Here is a 21,581-nt window from a genome sequence, read left to right on the forward strand (position 1 = left end):
CCGCAGTCGTTTCCGCGGCCCGAACCCGGCCGCAGGCGCTTACTTGACCTGGCCCATCGCAGGATCGCTGATCAGGTCCTTGCCCGTTTCCATGCGGCCCGCATAGCGGCGCTGGAACGCCGCGTAGCCTTCGCAGGCCACGGCAAAGTCATACCAGTGGCCGCTGTCGGTCACCGGCCAGCTCAGTTCGCCCACCTGGCCGGGCTCGACCGTTGCCGTCCAGGGACCGTCGCCCCGGTATGCCATCGCCTTGACCGCGAACGTGCACGCCTTGCCGCCGTTGTTATGCAGCTTGACCTGCACCTGCGGATCGTCGCAGGGCACGTAGCAGACCTGGATCTCCGGCCGCGCATCGGCGGCCTGCAGCAGGTCGCCCGAGAACGCGCGGTGAAAGCCGTTCGGCCCCAGCAGCCACAGGTCGTACTTGCCGGCGTCGCCGGACACGTCCCAGGCGTCCTCCAGCGACTTGCCGGCCTCGACCACATAACGGCGCGGAATGCGGTCCAGGTGCAGCTTGTCGTATACGTGGAAGACCGCGGCCGCCTGCCCGGCGCTCGCGTTGGCGAACAGCAGCCTGACCCGATTCTCGCGCACGTCTTCGCGGGCGCTGGCGTGCAGCTCATAGGGCAGGGCGCGCGACGGGCGCGTGCCCTGCGCCTGCCTGGCCAGGGTCTGCTGCGTGGGGATGGCGATGGCCGGCTGCGCTTCCTGCCAGCTCGTCAGGCCGTCGGCGTCCGTCCTGGTCGTGCGTCCGGACAGGGTGGGCAGGCCGGCGCCGTTGGGCGACACGAAATTCAGCGTGGACGTGAGGTCGCCGCATACGGCGCGGCGAAACGCGCTGATGTTGGGCTCGGCGACGCCGAAGCGCTGCTCCAGAAAGCGCAGCGCCGAGGTGTGGTCGAACACTTGCGAATTGACCCAGCCGCCGCGGCTCCAGGGCGAGATCACCCACATGGGCACCCGCATGCCCGGGCCATAGGGCTTGCCGTCCGCCGTCAGCTGCTTGGGCGTGGCCGGCGGGTAGGTGTAGTACTCGAATGCCATCTCGGCGTCCGTCAGCGTGGACTTGCCCGCCAGGGTGCCGTCGTCGTTGCGCGACGGCGCCGAGGGCGTGGGCATGTGGTCGAAGAAGCCGTCGTTCTCGTCATAGGTGACGAGGAACACGGTCTTGCTCCAGACCTCGGGCGACTGCGTCAGCGCGTCCAGCGCCGCCTGGATGTACCACGCGCCCTTGGCCGGGCTGGAGGGGCCGGGGTGTTCGCTGTAGGCGGCGGGCGGGATGATCCACGACACTTCGGGCAGCGTGCCGTTCATGACGTCGTCGCGCAGGCTTTGCAGAAATCCGCCGTCCGGCATGGTGTTGCCGAAGCCCTTGGCCAAGGGGCTGTACAGGTCGTCGATGGCAGGGTTGTAGGCGGGGCCGCCCTGGTTGGTGACCTGGCGGTCCGCCGGCATCTTCTCGATCTCGGCGCGCCAGTGCCGAAAGCTCATCATCTCGTTGCAGCCGAAGTTGTCGGGGATGTTCTGGTAGACCTTCCAGCTCACGCCGGCCTGCTGCAGGCGGTCGGCATAGGTGGTCCAGGTCCAGCCCTCGGTGGACGGGCCCACGTCGGCGCCGTCGTTCATCTCGTTCATCACGACCGACACGTTGTCGCCCGAGGGGCCGTTGGTGCCGGTCCAGAAGAACAGGCGGTTGGGGATCGTGCCCGCGTGCATGGCGCAGTGGTAGTTGTCGCACAGCGTGAAGGCATCGGCCAGGGCGCGGTGGAACGGGACTTCGGCGGTCTCGTAGTAGCCCATCGACAAGGGCTGCTTGGCGCTGGGCCACTGGTTCATGCGGCCGTGGTCCCACGCCGCCTGGCAGTTGGGCCAGGAGTGCGGCGTGCTGCCCGCGCGCTGCGCGTTGCCCAGCCTCGCGTCCAGGTGATAGGGCAACTCTTCGGCGCCGTCGCTGCGCGTCTGGTGGAACACGGACTTGCCGTTGGCCAGCGGGATCGGGAAGCGGTCGCCAAAGCCGCGCACGCCGGGGAAGGTGCCGAAGTAGCCGTCGAACGAGCGGTTCTCCAGCATCAGCATCACGACGTGCTTGACGTCCTGGATGGTGCCGGTGGGGCTGCTGGCTTCGATCGCGAGGGCGCGGCGGATGCTGGGCGGGAACATCGACAAGGCGCTCATGGCCGCCGTGGTTCCCAACGTGGTCTTGAAGAATTTTCTCTTGGATGCGTCGATCGTCATTGGCTTGTCTGTCGTGGGTTGCGGGGGAGGACCGGAGTGCCGCGGCTCAAGGCGCGCAGTGGGCCGCGCATGTCGCGGGCGCGGGCGTCGTGGGGGGAGGGGGCGGGGCGGGGTCGTCCTTATCGTCGTCGCCGCCGCAGGCGGACAGCGAGAACGCCAGCGATAGCGCGCAGAAGGCCATGAGGCCTCGCTTTGCAAGGACCAGCAAGTCGGGAGTGGTTGCCATGAGTCTGTGTGTGGAGGTGGCTGACGGCCCGCGCAGGGCCGTTGCGCCGTCACACAGGACGAATGTCGGGCGGTTGCTGCGGGCCACGAAAGCATCGGGACCATGAGGTCCGGACGACAGCCACCCAGTATTCGCACGCCGGATGTCGGCGAATTGACAGAGGCCTGACGTATAGCTGTCAGCGCGGCCTTTTTTGAAACGCCGTGCTAGATGCGTGTCGAGGTGAAAACGAATTCACTCGCTGACGCGTGGCTGCGGTAAACGCGCGCGGATGCGCGGTGCAACGCGGAACCGCGCGTTCCGCGTTGCGCGTCGAGAGTGGGGGAGGCTCGCCATGACCGGGGCCGGCCATGGCGCATGGAATTGCCGGACGGCTACTTCCAGAACGGCTTGCTGCGGGCCAGGTCGTCGAACGCCTTCTGCGCTTCAACCGCCAGCTCTTCGAGGCGGGCGCTGATCCAGCCCAGCGCGAACCAGGCTTGCGGATGCGTGGCCGTGCAGGACTCGTAGTAGTCCTTGGCGACCGCCAGGTCATTGATCTCGCCCAGCACGTCCTGCACCTTGGACAGCAGCTTGCGATAGCTTCGCAGCTTGCTGGCGGGCAGCAGCGATTCCGCAAACGCCAGGCTGTAGCGCAGCCGCTTGCCGCGCTTGCGCAGCTCGTGCCGGGTGGGGATGTCCAGCGTGGCGAATTGCGTGCCCTGGCCGGCCACCTTGCTGTGCCAGCGATGCAGGCGCCGCGCCAACTGCTTGTGCAGGCGCTGCGGGTCGGGTTCCGGCGCCAGCATGGGGATGATGGTGGGCTTCACGCTGGGGCCCGCCACGCCGCCTTCCAGCCTGATGGCGGGCTCGGGCGCGGCGTCGGTGGGCGTGCCGTTGGCGATCGTCTGGCCTTCCGCGGCGGGCTGGGCGGCCGGCACATCCAGGCTCCATTCCAGCAGCTCCAGCAGCCAGGCCTGGAAGGCCTTGCCGCCGGCGATGGTTTGCGCGTCCTGTTCCGGCGGGGCGGCTTCCATGGGAATGACCGGCATGCCGGCGCGCATCAGCGCCGGCGCCACGGTTTCGTTCAGCACGTCCTGGTCGCGGTTGGCGCCGAAGGCGGCGAAGTGCGTGCGCACGCCTTGCAGCAGCGAGTCGGGAACCGGCGCGATCCAGCCTTCGAAGAGCTTCCAGCCCGAGCGCAGCCGGCGCACGCCCACGCGCAGCTGGTGCACGTGTTCGGAGTTGCCGGCGCGGTACACGCCTTCGGTATCGACTTCGGCCAGCACCGCGGCGTTGCGGCAGATCTGGTCCAGGCATTCGGCGGCGATGCGTCCCATGGCCTGGGGCGCCGTCATGTCGTCGCGCAGCTTGACCGGGGATGCGCCGCGCGGCGCCCAGAATTGGGCAATGGCCTGCGCCCGCCGGGCTTCCAGGTCGTCGCCCGGGACGGCGTCCACGTCGGCAAGGCGTTGCGCCAGCTGGGCCAACGCGTCGCCGCGTTCGGACTTGCTGCGCGGATCCAGCACCAGGCTGTGGCGTTGCTGCCAGCCGCGCGCGGTGGCGAAGATGGCGGCGGGGCGGCCCGACACCAGTTCGAATTCCAGTTCGGAGATAGGCAGTTCCAGCGCGCCCGCGCGCAGGATGCCGGTGTCGTAGGCCAGCTCGACGGTGCCGTAGCGCGTGCGGACCTTGCGCAGCAGGCGCTGCACGTCCGTTTCATAGCGCAGGCCCAGTTCGCCCTTGACGGCCGCCAGCGCGGCTTCGACTTCGGTGCCGGCATACACCGACAGGTCCAGCACCGGGCCGGGCCGCGGGTGGTTCATTTCGATGCGGGTGATGGCATTGATGCCGGGCATCTTGAGCGTCTGGACCCAGTCGCGGCCTTCCTGGCGCAGCCGGATGGCGATGCGCGCCCGCGCCAGTTCGCGTTCGGGCGTGTCGAAATACATGGCATGCAAGCGGATGCGCGTGGCTTCGCGTTGCTTGATCTCTCGAAGCACGGCCTGGCGCGAAGCCGTGGGCACGTGCAGTTTCAATTCCTGTTCCGACATGGCGGTGGGTGTCCAACGGCAAAAGCCGAGATCTTAATCAACCAGGGGGCTCGATTTGATGACGGTTCATATTTTGTTCACATTGAGCATAGACGCGTTTGCGGTGCGTCAACAAGCCTGGGGCCAACGGCGAATGGGGGCGCCGCAGCCGGCGTCATGCACCGGAAATAAAAAACGCCGCCCGTTTCGGGGCGGCGCAAGGAGCGCTGGTCAGGGGAAACCGACAAGCGTAAAACGGGGACGCTTTTCTACAGGATGCGTTTGCGCGCCTGCGTGATGATGACCTCGGCCAGCACGACCACCACGAAGATGGCGGCCAGCACCAGCGCCACGCGGTCCCACTGGAACAGGTTCAGCGCCGTGTCCAGCGCCATGCCGATGCCGCCGGCGCCGACCAGGCCCAGCACGGCGGATTCGCGCACATTGATGTCCCAGCGCAGCAGCACGATGGACCAGAATGCCGGGCGGATCTGCGGCCAGTAGGCGTACCAGATCACCGAGGCTTTGCTTGCGCCGGTGGCGGCGACGGCCTCGATGGGGCCGCGCTGCGCTTCCTCGAGGGCCTCGCCGACGAGCTTGCCGACAAAGCCGATGGAGCGGAACGCGATGGCCAGCGTGCCGGCCAGCGCCCCGGGGCCGAAGATGGCGATGAACAGCAGGGCCCACACCAGCGAGTTGACCGAACGGCTGGACACCAGGATCAGCCGGGCCAGCATGTTGATCGTCTTGCTGGGCGTGAGGTTGTTGGCCGCAAGCAGGCCCACGGGCACGGCCATCACCACGGACAGGATGGTTCCCAGCGTGGCGATGTGCAGCGTTTCGATCAGCGCGCTGTGCACGCCGTCCGGGTAGTAGGCCCAGTCGATCGGCCACATGCGGCGGAACAGGTCGGCCATCTGCTCGGGGGCGTCATACAGGAATTCCGGTATGACCTCCACGCCGCGGATCGCCTGCACGATGGCGGCCACCACCAGCAGGTACAGCGCAAAGCGCAGCAGGCGCTGGCCCATGCTGTAGCGCTGCCAGACACGCGGCTGGCCCGCCGGGTTCAGGGGGGAGACGTGGGCGTTCATTCGTCGACCTCCGCCTTGCGCGCCGCCGTGGGCTTGCCGGCGCTGATTCCGCGCGCCCCGGAGAAGCGGCCTTGCAGGATGCGGTCAAAGCCCAGGTTGTCCAGGAAGACCGCCCGCACGAAGCCCGCAAGGATCTCGCCCAGCATGATGATGGCGATCAGGGTCAGCAGGATGGCGCTGACAAAGTCGTAGTCAAAGCGCTGGAAGGCCGAGAACAGCGTGCCGCCCACCCCGCCCGCGCCCACGATGCCCACCATGGTGGAGTTGCGCAGGTTGGAGTCGAACTGGTAGGTCGCGAAGCCGATGAAGCGGGCGAAAACCTGCGGCAGCACGCCGAACACGATCACGTTGGCGAAGGACGCGCCGGTGGCCCGGACCGCTTCCACCTGCTTGAGCGAAATCTCTTCGATGGCTTCGGTGAACAGCTTGCCGATAAAGCCGATGGACGCGACGGTCAGCGCCAGGATGCCGGCCAGCGCGCCAAAGCCCACGGCCTTGACGAACAGGATGGCGACGATGACCGGGTGCAGGGCGCGGCACAGCGCGACCAGCGAGCGCGCGGGCCAGGATACCCAGGCGGGCATCATGTTGCGCGCGCCGAGCAGGCCGACGGGCAGGGCGAAGACAATGCCCAGCACCGAGGCCAGCACCGCGATCTCCAGGCTTTCGGCGATGCCCTTCCACAGGGTGGCGGGCTTTTCGAAGTTGGGCGGGAACATGCGCGCAAGAAACGTGGACGCGTGTCCCATGCCGGTTTCAAAGCGCGCCCAGCTGAAGTCCAGCTGCGCGCCGGCGTAGATCGTGTAGGCCACGAGCAGGAGCAGGCCCGCCTTGGCGCGCCCCGACATGGCGAAGGGGCGGTTGCCCCGGGGTTGCATCATTCCAGCCAAGACTCGCCTCCGTAGATGGTCTTGAGCATGGTCGCGTCCAGGCCATTGCCATCGCCGTCATAGACCACGTGCCCGCCCGACATGCCGACGATGCGGGTGGCGTACCGGCGGGCCAGCTCCACGTCGTGGATGTTCACGATGACGGGGATGCCCGTGGCGCTGCCCTGCGCGGACAGCAGCTCCATGATCTCCACGGAAGTCTTGGGGTCGAGCGAAGACGTGGGTTCGTCGGCCAGCAGCAGCTGCGGACGCTGCATCAGCGCGCGGGCGATGCCCACGCGCTGGCGCTGGCCGCCGGACAGCGCGTCGGCGCGCTGGTCGGCGAATCCCGCCAGGCCGACGGTGTCGAGCAGCTTGTAGGCGTGCTCGATATCCTCGGGCTCGAAGCGGCGCATCCACGCCTTCACGGCGGAGGTGTAGCCCAGCCGTCCGGTCAGCAGGTTTTCCATCACCGTCAGGCGTTCGACCAGGTTGTATTCCTGGAACACCATGCCGATGCGCCGGCGCGCGCGGCGCAGCGACGCGCCGCGCACGCGGGCCAGGTCCACGGCGCCGTCCTGCGACTGCAGCACGATCTCGCCCTTGGTGGGTTCGATCAGCCGGTTGATGCAGCGCAGGAGCGTGCTCTTGCCGGTGCCCGAAGGCCCGATGATGGCGGTAAGCCCCTGGCCGGCGATGTGCAGGTCGATGCCATTGAGAACCGGCCGGCCGGCCCGGTATTCCTTGACCAGGCCGGAAATGCGTAGCGACGTCGTCATGCTGGATTACTTCTTGCTCTTGGCGGATTCGCGGTCGTAGGCGGCGCGGTTGAAGCTCTCGCCGCCGGATTCGGCGACCTGGCGGACGATGGCCCAGTCTTTCTCGTAGGTCACCGGATAGAAGCGGTCGGCGCCGTCGAAGGCCTTCGACATTTCCGCGGGGAAGCGGTAGTCGTAGAAGCACTTCAACATCTGGTCCCGGAACTTCGGCTCCAGGTCATGCGCGTAGGCGAACGACGAGGTGGGGAATTTCTCGCTGCGGTAGATCACGCGGAAATCGGCTTCCTTGACCTGGCCGCGTTCGACCATGCGCTTGAACACGTCGGAGGCCACGGCGGCGGCGTCGTAGTCGCCGGAGTTCACGCCCATGACGGACTGGTCGTGCTTGCCCGAGAAAACGATCTTGTAGTCCTTGTCGGGCGTCAGGCCTTCCTTGGGGAACAGCGCCACGGGCGCCATGTGGCCCGAGTTGGACGAAGGCGCGGTGTGCGCGAGCTTCTTGCCCTTCAGGTCGGTCAGCTTCTGGTAGGGGCTGTCTTTCTTGACGATGACGATCAGGTTGTAGCCCTGGAAGCCGTCGGCGTAGCCCTTGACCGCGAACGGCACGGCGCCGGCGATGTTCACGGCGAACGCGGTGGGGCCGGTCGAGAAGCCGCCCACGTGCAGCCGGCCCGAGCGCATGGCTTCGATTTCAGCGGCGTTGCTTTGCACCTGGTAGAACACGACGCGCTTGCCCGTGCATTCGGACAGGTGCTTGGTGAAGGGCTTGAAGATGTCTTCGTAGACCGCCGGGTCTTCCACCGGCGTGTAGGTGAACACCAGCGTGGACGGCGTCTTGACCTTGGACGCGTCGGTGGGCGTGTCGGCCACCAGGTCCTTGTTGGCGTCGCAGTACATCTGGTCCAGATCGCCGCGGTTGGAGCACGTGTCGGCAGCCTGGGCGGCGGACGCTCCGAAAGCGAACGCGGCCAAGGCGGCCGCTTGCAATAGACGCAAGGCTTGCATCGTATGTCTCCTTTTGTAAGTTTGAATAGAATATTTACTAAATTCAAACATACAAGCGGGGACGGCACACTCGGGAATGTCCCTGTCTTTCTTTTCGTCTTTTGTTCGAATTTTTCGCTTTATGTTCGTTTGTGCGCGAAGTTGGATCAGCCGTGGTAGCCCAGCTTGCGGGAGATTTCCTGGGCGCAGGCTTGCAGCGGACGCGCGATCGCGCCGTCCCAGGACACGTCGAACAGCCCCGTGGGGCCCAGGCTGGTCAAGGCCAGGACGATGCCGCCGGTGTTGTCGAAGACCGGCACCGACAAGGCGTCCACGCCGGGCAGCGGGTTGCCCAGCGCCCGGGCCATGCCGTGGACGCGGATGTCGGCGAGCTGCGCCTCGATATTGGCGCGCGACGCCTTGCGCGGGGGCGGCACGCTGGCGATGACCGCCGTGTCGCCTTCCTCGCGGGCAATGTAGTGCTCGCTGACCTTGGGCGGCAGCCAGGCCGCGAACACCAGCCCCGTGGCGGTATGCAGCATCGACATCACCGTGCCCTTGCGCATGTTCACGTGGACCGGGTAGCTGGCTTCGGTCATGTGGATCATGGTGGGGCCGTGCGAGCCCAGCACCGCGATGCCCAGCGTGTGGCCGATCTCCGACTGCAGCTTGGCGATCTCGGGCATGGCGACCCGCACCGGATCCAGCCGCTGCAGGCTGACCAGCCCCATCTGCAGGGCGAAGGGGCCCAGTTCGTACTGGCCGGTGGTGGCGTCTTGCTGCACCAGGCCCACCCGGATGAAGCTCACCAGATAGGGGTGCGCCTTGGCGGAGGTCATGCCGGCGCCGGCGGCCAGGTCGCGCAGGGTCAGCGGCTTGGCGGCATCGACCAGGGCGGCCAGCAGCGGCACGCCCACCTCGATGGACTGGATGCTGCGGCGGCCGTCGTTGGCGGGGGCAGCGGTCTTGGAAGTAGCCACGTTGTGCGGACCTCAGGCCGGCTGAACTTCGGAGGACGGGCGCGCCGCGCGGGCGGCCAGCAGCCGGTCGGCCATTTCGACGAAGCCCCCGCCGCCATGGAAGGCGGCGACAAAGGCGGGGCGGTGCGTCAGGCGGTGGATCTGCGCCTGGATGTTGGCCACGCCGACCGAGATCGGGAAGTAGGCGAACATCGGCTCGTCGTTGGGCGAGTCGCCGATGAAGAGCGTGCTGTCCAGGGCGCCCGCCACGTCGGCGCCGAATTCGCGCTGGAACATGGTCCGGGTCATGGTGAGCTTGTCGTAGTCGCCGAACCAGCCGTTGACGTGGATGGAGCTGACCTTGGCCTGGGCGCCGGCCTCCTGGAAGATCTGGACGATCCGGGTGATGGCGGCGTCGGGCAGGGCGGGCACGTCCTCGCAGAAGTCGATGGCCAGGTCGGCCACGCGGTAGTCCTGGTCGCTGGCGACGGCGCTGCCCGGCACTTCGGCCAGGACCCGGTCGCGGATGGCGTCCAGGCGCTTGCGGCTGGCCTGGCGGGAAGCGGCGTCCGTCCAGTAGTGCGTCGTCATGCGGCGGGCCTGGCGGTCGTAGGCGTAGTAGAACGCGCCGTTTTCCCCGACCACGGCGCGCACCGGCCACATGCGGGCGATATGGTCGCACCAGCCGGCCGGGCGGCCGGTGATCGGCACGACCTGGATGCCGGCCTGTTCCAGGCGTTCCAGCGCCGCGTACGCGTCGGCCGGCAGGCGGCCTTCGGTGGTCAGCGTGTCGTCGATGTCGGTCAGGACGACGCGGACGGCCGCGGCGACGTTCAAAGGCATGGCCGCAAGGGCTTGCATGAGCTTGTTCCTTGGTTTTTTCAGGGGGGTCTCCGGGCGAAAGTTTAACCGGATGCCCCTGTTCGGACGGGTCCGGCGGGGCCCGATAGGGGTTCTTGCCCCAGGGGCGGTAAAATCCGGGCTTTCCCGCCTGGTTTACGTGTCACGCCATGTCCGTCCAGTTGTCCTCCTTGCCCGGCTCCGAGCCGGAATCCTTCGGCATCGCATCGGTTGCCGAGATCATCGCCGAGCTGCGCGCCGGCCGCATCGTCATCCTGGTCGATGAAGAAGACCGCGAAAACGAAGGCGACCTGGTCATGGCCGCCGAATTCGTCACGCCCGAAGCCATCAACTTCATGGTCACGCACGGCCGCGGCCTGGTGTGCCTGACCCTGACCGAAGACCGCTGCCGCCAGCTGGACCTGCCCTTGATGGCGGCCCGCAACGGCACGCGCTACGGCACGAATTTCACGCAGTCCATCGAGGCCGCCGAAGGCGTGGAAACGGGCATTTCGGCCGCCGACCGCGCCCGCACCATCCAGGTGGCGGTGGCGCGCGACGCCAAGCCTTCCGACCTGGTCCAGCCCGGCCACATCTTCCCGGTGCGCGCGGTGCCCGGCGGCGTGCTGGTGCGCGCGGGCCACACCGAAGCCGGCTGCGACCTGACCGCCATGGCCGGCCTGACGCCGGCCGCCGTGATCTGCGAAATCCTCAAGCCCGACGGCACCATGGCCCGCTTGCCGGACCTGGTGGAGTTCGCCCGCCAGCACAACCTGAAGATCGGCACCATCGCCGACCTGATCCAATACCGCAGCGAGCACGAATCCATCGTCAAGCGCGTGGGCAAGCGGCCCATGCAGACGGCCTGGGGCACCTTCGAGGCCGTGGCCTATGAAGACGCCGCCACCGGCTCCGCCCATTTGGCGCTGGTGCATGGTAATGTGACTCCCGACGCCGAGACGCTGGTGCGCGTGCACGAGCCGGCGTCCGTGCTGGACGTGCTTGATACCGGCTCAAGCCCGCACAGCTGGGGCGTGGCCCAGGCGCTGCAGGCCATTGCCGCCGCGCCGGCCGGCGTGCTGGTGCTGATGAACTGCCAGTCGTCCACGGAACACCTGTTTGGCCAGATTGCCGGTTGGAATGATCCGAAGGCCCAGGCCACCGCCGCCGCCGATCGTTTCGGCCTGCGCACCTACGGCATCGGCGCCCAGATTCTGCGCGACCTGAACGTGGGCCAGATGAAGCTGCTGGCCCGGCCGCGCAAGATGCCCAGCATGGCGGGCTTCTCGCTCACCATTACGGGTTACGATTGCGACCCGCTGAATACTCCCGCAACACACTGAAGGCCGACACATGAACCCTTACATCCTTACCCCCGACCTGAACGGCGAAGGGCTGCACATCGGCATCGTACGAGCCCGCTTCAATGAAGAAATCGGCCAGGCCGAACTCGAAGCGTGCCTGAAGGAACTGGCCGAGCTCGGCGTGGACGAACGCGACGTCATGGTCGCCACCGTTCCCGGCGCGCTGGAACTGGGCGTGGCCCTGTCCCACATGGCCGAAACGTTTGAATTCGACGCCTTGATCGCGCTGGGCGCCGTCATCCGCGGCGAAACCTATCACTTTGAAGTGGTCAGCAATGAAACGGCCACGGCAATCACCCGTATCTCCCTGGAAACCGGCGTCCCCGTCGCAAACGGCGTACTGACCGTCGACACCGACGAGCAGGCGCAAGCCCGCGCCGCCGGCAAGGGCCGCGATTGCGCTCAGGTGGCCGTTGAAATGGCCAACCTGGTGGCGGCGCTGGAACCCGAGGAAGAAGACGAAGACGACGAAGACGACGAGGACGAAGATTTTGACGACGAAGAAGACGACGACCAGCGCTGATAGCGCGGCGCAAGCCCGCGCCAGCGCGCGCAGCGCCCGGCGCCGCGCGCGCGAATTCGCGCTGCAAGGCGTGTACGCGTGGCTGCTGCGCGGTGGCGAAGGCACGCAGGACGCCGGCGAGATCGACGCCCATCTGCGCGACACCGAGGATTTCTCCGAGGCTGACGCGCAGTGGTTCAAGACCTTGCTGCACGGCGTCCTGCGCGAAGCGCCCGCGCTGCGCGAGCGTTTCACGCCTTACGTCGACCGCCCGCTGGCCGAGCTGTCGCCCGTTGAACACGGCATCCTGCTGATCGGCAGCTTCGAACTGATTCATCACGTCGAAGTGCCGTACAAGGTTGCCATCAACGAAGCCGTGGAACTGGCCAAGTCGTTTGGCGGCACCGATGGCTTCAAGTTCGTCAACGGCGTGCTCGACAAGCTGGCTGCCGACGTGCGCGCGAACGAAGTTCAGGCCGCGGCGCAGCAACGGCGTTAAGGTGGGGCCCTCCCCCGAAGCGCTGCGCGCTTCCCCCTCAAGAGGGCGCCGCTGCGGATCGGCGGAGCCGGCTCCGCGCGGCCTCGGCTGCGCGGAGTCCGCCACACGCGATTGCGCACAGGCGGCTCCGCGCTGGAGTCAACGCCGGCCAGCGAGGGCTGGATAGCGGAGTTGCCGTGGCATCCGAATTTGATCTGATCGCGCGCTATTTCACCCGGACCGCGCCTGCCGGCCTGCTGGGCGTGGGGGACGACTGCGCCCTGTTTCCCGTCCCGCCTGGCGAGCAGGTGGCCACCAGCACGGACCTGCTGCTGGAAGGCCGGCATTTCTTTCCCGACGTCGACCCGAAGTCCTTGGGCCACAAGGCCCTGGCCGTCAACCTGTCGGACCTGGCCGCCATGGGCGCGCGGCCCATCGGTTGCGTGCTGGGCCTGGCCCTGCCGCGCCTGGACGAACCGTGGCTGGCGGCATTCGCCGAAGGCTTCCACGCGCTGGGGGCCGCCCACGGCTGCCCGCTGATCGGCGGCGACACCACGCGCAGCGCCCATGACCTGGCGATCAGCGTGACCGTGTTCGGCGCGGTTCCGCCGGGCCAGGCGCTGCGCCGCGACGGCGCGCAAGCCGGCGACGACATCTGGGTGTCCGGCGAGCTGGGCGCGGCCGACGTGGCCTACCGCCTGCTGGACGGGCAGTATCCCGCCGATGCCGCGCGCCTGGCCGCCACCCGCGGCGCGCTGGAATGGCCGCAGCCGCAAGTGGCGCTGGGCCTGGCGCTGCGCGGCATTGCCCATGCCGCGATCGACCTGTCCGACGGCCTGTTGCAGGACCTGGGCCACATCCTGGCCGCCAGCCGCCTGGGCGCCTGCCTGCGTTTCGCGGACCTGCCCATGGCGCCCGCCCTGGCCGGACTGGACGCGGCGCCGCTGCGCCGCGCCCTGCTGGGCGGGGGCGACGTCTACCAACTGTGCTTTACCGCGCCGGCGTCCCGGCGCAATGAGGTGCTGGCGGCTGGCCAGGCGGCCGGCGCGCGCGTAACCCGCGTGGGCCAGACCCAGCCGCGGGCCGGCCTGTCCGTGCTGGACGAGCAGGACCAGCCGCTGACCGGGCTGCCAGCCGGTTTCGATCACTTTCCCGCGGCCTGATGCGCCGCGTCCCGTCCCATCCCGACTCAGCAACCCCAACCATGTCTTCCACCGACAACCGCTCTTCCTCCATGCGCGATCGCGCGCGGGCCGCATACCCTGCGCTGTCCTGGGTGTGCCGGGACCCGGGCCGCCTGGTCGCCTTCGGCTTCGGCAGCGGGCTGATCCGGCCGGCCTCGGGGACCTGGGGCACGCTGCTGGCCTGGGCCATCTGGGCGGCGGCCGCGCCCGCGGCGTCCGATCTGGCCATCGGCGTATTCCTGGCGCTGGCGTTTCTGTACGGTTGCTGGGCCTGCCATCGCGTCGGCCGCGAACTCCAGCAGCCGGATCATGTCGGAATGGTCTGGGACGAGATGGTGGCGTTCTGGCTGGTGCTGTGGCTGACGCCCGCCGGCTTGCTGTGGCAGGCGCTGGCGTTCGTGCTGTTCCGCGCCTTCGACATCGTCAAGCCGCCTCCCATCAAGTTCTTCGACGCCCATGTCAAGGGCGGCTTTGGCGTTATGTGGGACGATATCGTGGCGGCCGGATATGCCTTGCTGGTCTTGGCGCTGGTAGCCCGCACAGGAGTCTTGGGATGAACGAGCAACAACAAGAAAGTACGCGGTTCAATCTGTCGGCCGCGCAGTTGTCGGAAGCCACCACGTTCGGGCTGGCCGAACAGCTGGGCGACGCGCTGCGGCGCCATGGCTGGATGCTCGGCACCGCGGAATCCTGCACGGGCGGCCTGTTGGCCGGCGCAGTCACCGCCGTGGCGGGGTCCAGCGACTGGTTCGAGCGGGGCTTTGTCACCTACAGCAACGAGGCCAAGGTGGCGGAGCTGGAGGTATCTCCGGACGCCCTGCATCACTTTGGCGCGGTCAGCGAACCCGTGGCGCTGGAGATGGCCAACGGCGTGCTGCTGGGCGTGCCGGCCGCGCATGTGGCCGTGTCGACGACCGGCATCGCCGGGCCGGGCGGCGCCACGCCGGGCAAGCCCGTGGGCATGGTGTGCTTCGGCTTTGCCAAGCGGGTGGGCGACGGCATCAGCAGCCGCGCGGTGACGCACGTGTTTCCGGGCGACCGCGCGCACGTGCGCCAGGCCGCGGTGGAATTCGCGTTGCGCAATCTCTTGGAATTCGTCGGGGCGCCGGTCAACCGGCGCTAAACGCCGGCCGATGGCGCGAGCGAGGTGTCTGACACCATTGGCGGGCGAGGTGTCTGACACCATTGCGGGCGCGGGCGAGGTGTCTGACACCATTGAGCCGGCGGCTCGATGCACAGGGGTATTGCCAGGTGTCAGACACCGGGGCATGCCTCGCCCCGGCACGAAACACTGGCCGGTCAGCGCACCGCGTTGATCGCGTCGCGCAGGCCCTTGGCGGCCGCGCCGGCGGCTTCGCGCCAGTCGTCGCCGCCGCTGGCGTAGATGATGGCGCGCGACGAGTTGATCATCATGCCGCTGCGCGCGGCGTTGGCGCCCGCGTTCACGGTGGCGGTGATGTCGCCGCCCTGGGCGCCGATGCCCGGCACCAGCAGGGGCAGCGCGTCGCCGATGCGCTGGCGCACGGCGGCCAGCTCATTCGGGAACGTGGCGCCCACCACCAGGCCGCACTGGCCGTTGGCGTTCCACTTGTCGGCCACCAGGCCCGCCACGTGCAGGTACAGCGGCTCGCCGTTATCCATCTTCAGGAATTGCAGGTCCGAACCGCCCGGGTTGGACGTGCGGCACAGCACGATCACGCCGCGGTCGCGCCAGGCCAGGTAGGGCTCGACCGAATCCAGGCCCATATAGGGGCTGACGGTGAGCGCGTGCGCCTGGTAGCGCTCGTAGGCTTCGCGGGCGTAGTTCTCGGCCGTCGAGCCGATGTCGCCGCGCTTGGCGTCCAGCACGATGGGCAGGTCCGGGTGCTTGTCGCGGATGTGCTGGCACAGCGCTTCGAGCTGGTCTTCGGCGCGGTGGGCGGCGAAGTAGGCGATCTGCGGCTTGAAGCTGCAGGCGTAGGGCGCGGTGGCGTCCACGATGTCGCGGCAGAATTGGAAGATCGCATCCGGCTTGTCCTGCAATTCGCGCGGGAAGCGCTGCGGGTCGGGATCCAGCCCGACTTGCAGGAGCGAGTTGCTGGTGGTCCAGGCGTGTTCGAGTTTTTGCAGGAAATTCATGGGGAGTTCAGTGCAGTTTGACCCGCGGGCGCGTGCGCCGCATGAGCAGGCGGGCCAGGGCAAGGGAGACGGTGCGTGAGGCGCCCAGCACCGCTCTGTGGTGCATCAGGTGCAGGCTCATGTACATCAAGCGCGCCAGTGTACCGCTTACGAACAGTCCCCGTCCGGCCAGCTTGCCCATCAGGCTGCCGACCCCGGCGTCCTGGCCCAGGGACACCAGCGAGCCGTGGTCCTGGTAGACGTAGGGCCCGGCGGGTTCGGCCGCGTGGCGCAGCCGGGCGGTGAGCTTCTTCGCCAGGTAGTCGGCCTGCTGGTGCGCGGCCTGGGCTCGCGCCGGCACGCTGCGGCCGTCGCGCCACGGCGCGGAGCAGCAGTCGCCCAGCGCCAGGATGTGCGGATCGGGGGTTTCCAGCCGTTCGTTGACTTCCAGCTGGCCCAGCTTGTTCAACGGCAGGTCCAGGCCGGCCAGGACGGCGGGGCCCTTGATGCCGGCCGCCCACATGCACAGCTGGGCGGGGAATTCGCGGCCGTCGGCGGTGCGCACGGTGCCGGCGGTGACTTCTGACACCCGGCAGGAGGTCTCCACGCGGATGCCCAGCTCGGTCAGCCGCTTGGTCGCCGCGATCGAGATTTTCTCGGGCAGCGCCGACAGGATGCGCGGGGCGCCCTCGACCAGGGTGATGGCCAGGTCGCGCTCGGCGCGGAAATTCGGCAGGCCGTAGGCGCTGACGACATGGCTGGCTTCGGTCAGCTCCACCGCCAGCTCGACGCCGGTGGCGCCGCCGCCCACGATCACCAGATCCAGCCGGGCCGACGGGTCGCGCACCTTGTCCAGGTCCACCTGCACCATGGCTTTCAGCATGGTCAGGCGGAACTGCTCGGCGTTTTCGGTGGTGTCCAGCGTGACGGCGTGCTCGGCCGCGCCGGGGGTGTTGAAGAAGTTGGACGTGCTGCCCACGGCCAGCACCAGCGTGTCGTAGTCGAGTTCGCGGCGCGGCAGCACTTCCTGGCCCTGGGCGTCGTTGACGGCGTCCAGCGTGATCTTGCGGCGCGCGCGGTCGACGCTTTCCAGGCGGCCCTGCGCGAACGAAAAGCCGTCCATATGGGCCAGCATCAGGTAGGAAAGGCCTTCCTGGTGGATGTCCAGCGTTCCCGCCGCCGCTTCGTGCAGCGAAGGCTTCCAGATATGGAAGGGGCGGCTGTCCACCAGGGTGACGTGTTGGCGGCCGTGGATACGGCCCAGTTTGGCGGCCAGTTCCAGGCCGCCTGCGCCGCCGCCGACAATGACGACGCGCTCGGAGGGTGCTGACGTCGATTTAGGCATCATGGCTCTCAGTATAAATAGAGTCGCATCCCCCATGGGATGCGACCCGTGTCAATGCATGACGAAACGGCTGATGGCCACGCCTACCCAGACCGTTCCGGCGAAGATCAGCAGCAGCATCACCGCCGCGCTGCCCAGGTCCTTGGCCCGCCCCAGGAGGGGATGGCGTTCGACCGACAGCGCATCGGCCAGCGCTTCGATGGCGGAATTCAGCAGTTCCGCCGCCAGCACCATGACCACCGTGCCGACCAGGAAAAAGACCTCGACCGTGGTCCGGCCCAGGAAGAACGCCGCCGGGATCATCAGCACGGCCAGCGCCAGTTCCTGGCGGAAGGCCGCCTCGTACTTGACGGCCGCCTTCAGGCCCTGCCAGGAGTAGCGCAGCGCATTCAGGATGCGGCGCGCGCCGCCGGAGCTTTTGAAGGGCGAGTGTTGCGGGTCGTAGGTCATGGGGGTCGGAAGAAAGCCGTGTGTGGCGGCTTTTTAACAGATATGGGTTGCCCCGCGTGACGCGGCGTGTCCCTATGGGCAAACCCTAATTGTGACCCAACGGCGGCAGGCGCAGGATTCTGGTCAATTGGTAAGGCCACTTTACCTTTTCACCCTTTCATCCCGCTGTACTCCCATGCCGATCCAGACCATCGAGCCGCGCCGCCTGTACCGCCAGATCGCCGACCAGCTCCGTTTGCTGATCGAGGCCGGCGAATTCCCGGTCGGCGCGCGCCTGCCGCCCGAGCGCGACCTGGCCCTGAAGCTGGGCGTGTCCCGTCCGTCGGTGCGCGAGGCGCTGATCGCGCTGGAAGTCGAAGGCTGGGTGGAAGTCCGCATGGGCTCGGGCGTGTATGTGCAGAGCCTGGCCGGCGCCCCGCGCGCCAGCCTGACCGCCGAAAGCCCGCTGGAGACCATCCGCGCGCGCCGGACCATCGAAAGCGAGCTGGCCGCCGAGGCGGCGCGCAATCCGGTGCCCGCCCTGGTGGACGGCCTGCGGGAGGCGGTGAGCGCCATGGAAGACGAGGCGCGGGCCGGCAGCGTGCCTATCCGCGGCGACCGCCTGTTCCACCTGCGGGTGGCGGAAATGGCCAACAACGCCGTGCTGGTGCGCGTGGTGGGCGAACTGTTCGACGAACGCCACAACCCCCTGTCGGTGAAGCTGGGCGACTACTTCGAGAATCCCGAAAGCTGGGCCGTCGCCATCACCGAACACCGGCGCGTCATCGACGCCATCGCGGCCGGCGACGAACAGGGCGCGCGCGACGCCATGCATCGGCATCTCTCCTGCTCGTACGACCGCTTGACCGCCAGTTGGCCGGGCGCGGCCGATGCGTTGCGCACGGAATAGCAAGCAGCCGGCGGCGCTTCATGCCGCCGGCGGACCGCAGTCGCAGTACGAAGGTGCAGCCTGTATGTGAAATCCCTATGTAAAACATGACGCGGGCCGGCCTGCAGCGCAGCCGCCGCACCCGCCACCTCAGAGAGAGGAGACAACATGAACCGAGGCAACGCTATCAAAGTGCTGTTTGCCGCCGTCGCGCTGGCCGTCAGCGGCAGCGCGCTGGCGCAAACCAAGCTGAAATGGGCGCATGTGTACGAGACCTCCGAGCCCTTCCATACCTCGTCGGTGTGGGCGGCCCAGGAGATCGGCAAACGCACCAACGGCCGCTATCACATCGATGTCTATCCCGCCTCTCAGCTGGGCAAGGAAAACGATATCAACCAGGGCCTGACCCTAGGCACGGTGGACATGATCATTTCCGGGTCCAGCTTCGCCGCCAAGAGCTTTCCCCGCATCGGCGTCACCTATTACCCCTACATCTTCCGCAGCCCCGAGCATCTGATCGCCTACACCAAGAGCGACATCTACAAGGAGCTCACGCGCGGCTACGACGAAAAGAGCGGCAATCACATCGTCGCGACCACCTACTACGGCACGCGCCAGACCACCTCCAACCGCGCCTTCACCAAATGCTCCGAAATGAAGGGCATGAAGATCCGCGTGCCGGACGTGGCCGCCTACCTGGCCATGCCGCGCGCCTGTGGCGCCAACACCGCGCCCATCGCGTTCGCCGAGGTCTACCTGGCCCTGCAGAACGGCACGGTGGAGGCGCAGGAAAACCCGCTGACCACCATCGAGGCCAAGAAGTTCTACGAGGTGCAGAAGAACATCATCCTCACCGGCCACATCGTCGATCACCTGAACACCGTGATCTCCGGCAAGCTCTGGAAGAGCCTGTCTGACGAGGACAAGAAGATCTTCTCCGAGGTGGCGCAGCAGGCGGCCGAAAAGGCGTCGGCGGAAGTGGCCGATTCCGAGAAGAAGATGGTCGAGGTGTTCAAGAAGCGCGGGCTGACGGTGGCCGAAGTCAACATCGAAGACTTCCGCAACACCGTGCTGGAGAAAGTGCCGTTCAAGCAGTACGGCTACGAAAAGTCGGACTGGGAAAAGATCCAGGCGGTGAAGTAGGCCGCGGGCGGGCCGCCGCCGCGGCCCGCCGTCTTTCACCCGATCCCGGACGAGGGGAATTGCATGCATTCCAACGCGAAGGCCGCCCCGATGGCGGCCGTCAGCCACACGCCGGCGCAGGCGCCCGGCCCGCACCAGGCGGCCTCCGTCGAAGAGATAGTCCAGACCTTCGAAGAGGCCGACCATCACGAAGTCAGCCTGGCCGGCTACCAGCCAGAAGACTGGATCTGCCTGGCCATGTTCTGGACGATGGCGCTGCTGGTCTTCCTGCAGTTCTTTTCGCGCTACGTGATGAACGACTCGTACGCCTGGACCGAAGAGCTGGCGGTGTACTGCCTGATCGGCGTGGTGTTCCTGGGGTCGGCCATGTGCGTGCGCGCCTGCCGCCACATCCAGGTGGACTTCCTGTACCGCTACCTGCCCAAGCCGGCCGGGCGGGCGCTGTCCACGGCGATCGACATCCTGCGCACGGCGTTCTTCGGCTATGCCGTGTGGCTGACCTACCGCTACATCGTGCTGGTGGGCGACGAGCCCATGACCACGCTGTTCTGGAACAAATCCTATGTGTACTGGGTGGCGCTGGCGGGGTTTGCCATGATGTTCCTGCGCTCGCTGCAGGTGTCCCTGCAGAACTGGCGGCAGGGCTATTCGATCCTGGAGAATCCCGCGGCCTACGAGTCGCTGGACTGATCCGCGCGCCAGAAGCCCCTACGAATCCGCAGTGCCTTTCCAGGAGCGAGACATGGGCACACTGATTGGAACCTTCCTGCTGTTGATGATCATGGGCGTGCCGGTGGCGGTCGCCATGGCGGGCGCGTCCCTGCTGTTCATATTGATATCCGGCAGCGTGCCGGACGTGGTGATCGCGCAGCGCATGATCGCGGGCGTCGAGTCCTTTCCGCTGCTGGCCGTGCCGTTCTTCATCCTGGCGGGCAACCTGATGAACATCGCCGGCATCACCGGCCGCATCTACAACTTCGCCGTGGCGCTGGTGGGATGGATGCGCGGCGGCCTGGGGCAGGTGAACATCATCGGCTCGGTGGTGTTCGCGGGCATGTCCGGCACCGCCATCGCCGATGCCGCCGGCCTGGGTACGATCGAGATCAAGGCCATGAAGGACCACGGCTACGAGACCGAATTCGCCGTGGGCGTCACCGCCGCGTCGGCCACGCTGGGGCCGATCATCCCGCCGTCCTTGCCCTTCGTCATCTACGGCATGATGGCCAACGTGTCGATCGGATCGCTGTTCCTGGCGGGGCTGCTGCCCGGCGCCGTGCTCACGGTGCTGATGATGCTGACCGTGGCCTACTACGCCCGCCGCAACAACTGGGGCGGCGATGTGGCCTTCGACTGGAGGCGGCTGGCCGGGGCGGGCCTGGAAGTGCTGATCGTGCTGGCCTTCCCGATGTCGATCTGGCTCATGACGCTGTCGGGGATCTCGCCCAACGTGGCCACCGGCATCGCCTTCGTGGCGCTGCTGGCGCTGGACTGGAAGTTCAACTTCTCGGCCGTCATGGCCTTGATGGCGCCGGTGATCCTGATCGGGGGCATGACGCTGGGCTGGTTCACGCCCACCGAGGCCGCGGTGGCCGCCGTGATCTGGGCGCTGTTCCTGGGCCTGGTGCGCTACCGCTCCATGACGTTCAAGACCCTGGCCAAGGCTTCCTTCGACACCATCGAGACCACGGCGTCCGTGCTGTTCATCGTGACGGCGGCTTCGGTGTTCGCCTGGCTGCTGACCACCACGCAAGCGGCGCAGACCTTGACGGACGCCATCCTGAGCGTGACGCAGAACAAGTGGGTGTTCCTGCTGATGGCCAACGTGCTGATCCTGATCGTGGGCTGCTTCATCGACACCATCGCCGCTATCACCATCCTGGTGCCGATCCTCCTGCCCATCGTGCTGAAGCTGGGCATCGATCCGATCCACTTCGGCCTGATCATGACCCTGAACCTGATGATCGGCCTGCTGCATCCACCAATGGGAATGGTGCTGTTCGTCCTGGCGCGGGTGTCCAGGCTGTCGGTCGAGCGCACCACGATGGCGATCCTGCCGTGGCTGGTGCCGCTGTTCGCGGCGCTGATCGCCATCACCTACATCCCCCAGATCACGCTGTGGCTGCCCACCGCGATGGGCATGGCCGGAAAATAA

At 67.4% G+C, this 21,581-nt stretch carries 21 protein-coding genes; 10 read left to right on the forward strand and 11 right to left on the reverse strand.

Going from position 1 to position 21,581, the window contains the following annotated elements:
• Positions 1 to 39: 39 nt before the first annotated feature.
• From ACFWP0_RS07395 to ACFWP0_RS07430, 8 genes are all read right to left on the reverse strand, one after another.
• Positions 40 to 2,235: a phosphocholine-specific phospholipase C gene (locus ACFWP0_RS07395; RefSeq protein WP_377840854.1), complete on the reverse strand. Its 2,196-nt coding sequence runs from the start codon at positions 2,233 to 2,235 to the stop codon at positions 40 to 42.
• A 600-nt stretch (positions 2,236 to 2,835) separates the two neighbouring features.
• On the reverse strand, positions 2,836 to 4,494 hold the full coding sequence (locus ACFWP0_RS07400) for a CHAD domain-containing protein (protein ID WP_377840855.1): 1,659 nt from the start codon (positions 4,492 to 4,494) through the stop codon (positions 2,836 to 2,838).
• Between the two features lie 248 nt (positions 4,495 to 4,742).
• Positions 4,743 to 5,567 carry a phosphonate ABC transporter, permease protein PhnE gene (gene phnE, locus ACFWP0_RS07405; RefSeq protein ID WP_377840857.1) on the reverse strand — a complete coding sequence of 275 codons (825 nt, stop codon included), beginning with the start codon at positions 5,565 to 5,567 and terminating at the stop codon, positions 4,743 to 4,745.
• Positions 5,564 to 6,448 carry a phosphonate ABC transporter, permease protein PhnE gene (phnE, locus tag ACFWP0_RS07410; protein ID WP_377840858.1) on the reverse strand — a complete coding sequence of 295 codons (885 nt, stop codon included), beginning with the start codon at positions 6,446 to 6,448 and terminating at the stop codon, positions 5,564 to 5,566. Before phnE (ACFWP0_RS07410) ends, phnE (ACFWP0_RS07405) begins: the two co-directional genes overlap by 4 nt.
• The gene (phnC, locus tag ACFWP0_RS07415) at positions 6,445 to 7,215 is read right to left on the reverse strand and encodes a phosphonate ABC transporter ATP-binding protein (RefSeq protein WP_377840859.1); all 771 of its coding nucleotides are present in this window, start codon (positions 7,213 to 7,215) and stop codon (positions 6,445 to 6,447) included. Before phnC ends, phnE (ACFWP0_RS07410) begins: the two co-directional genes overlap by 4 nt.
• 6 nt (positions 7,216 to 7,221) lie before the next feature.
• Positions 7,222 to 8,220 carry a phosphate/phosphite/phosphonate ABC transporter substrate-binding protein gene (phnD, locus tag ACFWP0_RS07420; RefSeq protein WP_377840861.1) on the reverse strand — a complete coding sequence of 333 codons (999 nt, stop codon included), beginning with the start codon at positions 8,218 to 8,220 and terminating at the stop codon, positions 7,222 to 7,224.
• A gap of 146 nt (positions 8,221 to 8,366) precedes the next feature.
• Positions 8,367 to 9,179 carry an IclR family transcriptional regulator gene (locus ACFWP0_RS07425; protein WP_377840862.1) on the reverse strand — a complete coding sequence of 271 codons (813 nt, stop codon included), beginning with the start codon at positions 9,177 to 9,179 and terminating at the stop codon, positions 8,367 to 8,369.
• A gap of 12 nt (positions 9,180 to 9,191) precedes the next feature.
• Positions 9,192 to 10,019 carry an HAD-IIB family hydrolase gene (locus tag ACFWP0_RS07430; protein WP_377840863.1) on the reverse strand — a complete coding sequence of 276 codons (828 nt, stop codon included), beginning with the start codon at positions 10,017 to 10,019 and terminating at the stop codon, positions 9,192 to 9,194.
• A 149-nt stretch (positions 10,020 to 10,168) separates the two neighbouring features.
• On the opposite strand from ACFWP0_RS07430, the gene ribBA reads away from it, so the two are divergent.
• The 6 genes from ribBA (at position 10,169) to ACFWP0_RS07460 (ending at position 14,649) form a co-directional block, all read left to right on the forward strand.
• On the forward strand, positions 10,169 to 11,341 hold the full coding sequence (ribBA, locus tag ACFWP0_RS07435) for a bifunctional 3,4-dihydroxy-2-butanone-4-phosphate synthase/GTP cyclohydrolase II (RefSeq protein WP_377840865.1): 1,173 nt from the start codon (positions 10,169 to 10,171) through the stop codon (positions 11,339 to 11,341).
• 10 nt (positions 11,342 to 11,351) lie between these two features.
• Entirely contained in the window at positions 11,352 to 11,885 is a 534-nt protein-coding gene (ribH, locus tag ACFWP0_RS07440; RefSeq protein WP_171664887.1) for a 6,7-dimethyl-8-ribityllumazine synthase, read from the forward strand.
• Positions 11,854 to 12,363, forward strand: a complete 510-nt coding sequence (nusB, locus tag ACFWP0_RS07445; protein ID WP_377840866.1) for a transcription antitermination factor NusB — start codon at positions 11,854 to 11,856, stop codon at positions 12,361 to 12,363. The genes ribH and nusB overlap by 32 nt, the downstream gene beginning before the upstream one ends.
• 176 nt (positions 12,364 to 12,539) lie before the next feature.
• On the forward strand, positions 12,540 to 13,505 hold the full coding sequence (gene thiL, locus ACFWP0_RS07450; protein WP_377840867.1) for a thiamine-phosphate kinase: 966 nt from the start codon (positions 12,540 to 12,542) through the stop codon (positions 13,503 to 13,505).
• A 71-nt stretch (positions 13,506 to 13,576) separates the two neighbouring features.
• Positions 13,577 to 14,083 (forward strand): phosphatidylglycerophosphatase A, encoded by a 507-nt coding sequence (locus tag ACFWP0_RS07455; protein ID WP_377841184.1) that lies wholly within the window; start codon positions 13,577 to 13,579, stop codon positions 14,081 to 14,083.
• Positions 14,080 to 14,649 carry a CinA family protein gene (locus ACFWP0_RS07460; protein ID WP_377840869.1) on the forward strand — a complete coding sequence of 190 codons (570 nt, stop codon included), beginning with the start codon at positions 14,080 to 14,082 and terminating at the stop codon, positions 14,647 to 14,649. The genes ACFWP0_RS07455 and ACFWP0_RS07460 overlap by 4 nt, the downstream gene beginning before the upstream one ends.
• 176 nt (positions 14,650 to 14,825) lie before the next feature.
• On the opposite strand, the gene pyrF is transcribed toward ACFWP0_RS07460, so the two are convergent.
• The 3 genes from pyrF to ACFWP0_RS07475 are packed head-to-tail and all read right to left on the reverse strand — an operon-like array spanning position 14,826 to position 17,418.
• On the reverse strand, positions 14,826 to 15,644 hold the full coding sequence (pyrF, locus tag ACFWP0_RS07465; protein WP_377840870.1) for an orotidine-5'-phosphate decarboxylase: 819 nt from the start codon (positions 15,642 to 15,644) through the stop codon (positions 14,826 to 14,828).
• A 7-nt stretch (positions 15,645 to 15,651) separates the two neighbouring features.
• Complete coding sequence (locus tag ACFWP0_RS07470) at positions 15,652 to 16,971, reverse strand: NAD(P)/FAD-dependent oxidoreductase (RefSeq protein WP_377840871.1); 1,320 nt, start codon at positions 16,969 to 16,971, stop codon at positions 15,652 to 15,654.
• Between the two features lie 48 nt (positions 16,972 to 17,019).
• Positions 17,020 to 17,418: a diacylglycerol kinase gene (locus ACFWP0_RS07475; protein ID WP_377840872.1), complete on the reverse strand. Its 399-nt coding sequence runs from the start codon at positions 17,416 to 17,418 to the stop codon at positions 17,020 to 17,022.
• 175 nt (positions 17,419 to 17,593) lie between these two features.
• Here ACFWP0_RS07475 and ACFWP0_RS07480 point away from each other — a divergent pair, with 175 nt between their 5' ends.
• The 4 genes from ACFWP0_RS07480 (at position 17,594) to ACFWP0_RS07495 (ending at position 21,581) form a co-directional block, all read left to right on the forward strand.
• On the forward strand, positions 17,594 to 18,307 hold the full coding sequence (locus tag ACFWP0_RS07480; protein WP_377840873.1) for a FadR/GntR family transcriptional regulator: 714 nt from the start codon (positions 17,594 to 17,596) through the stop codon (positions 18,305 to 18,307).
• Between the two features lie 147 nt (positions 18,308 to 18,454).
• On the forward strand, positions 18,455 to 19,429 hold the full coding sequence (locus ACFWP0_RS07485) for a sialic acid TRAP transporter substrate-binding protein SiaP (protein WP_377840875.1): 975 nt from the start codon (positions 18,455 to 18,457) through the stop codon (positions 19,427 to 19,429).
• 63 nt (positions 19,430 to 19,492) lie between these two features.
• Positions 19,493 to 20,119: a TRAP transporter small permease gene (locus ACFWP0_RS07490; protein WP_377840876.1), complete on the forward strand. Its 627-nt coding sequence runs from the start codon at positions 19,493 to 19,495 to the stop codon at positions 20,117 to 20,119.
• 52 nt (positions 20,120 to 20,171) lie between these two features.
• Positions 20,172 to 21,581 (forward strand): TRAP transporter large permease, encoded by a 1,410-nt coding sequence (locus ACFWP0_RS07495; protein ID WP_377840877.1) that lies wholly within the window; start codon positions 20,172 to 20,174, stop codon positions 21,579 to 21,581.

The organism is Achromobacter sp. NPDC058515, from assembly GCF_042721735.1.
Taxonomy (GTDB): Bacteria; Pseudomonadota; Gammaproteobacteria; order Burkholderiales; family Burkholderiaceae_B; genus Achromobacter.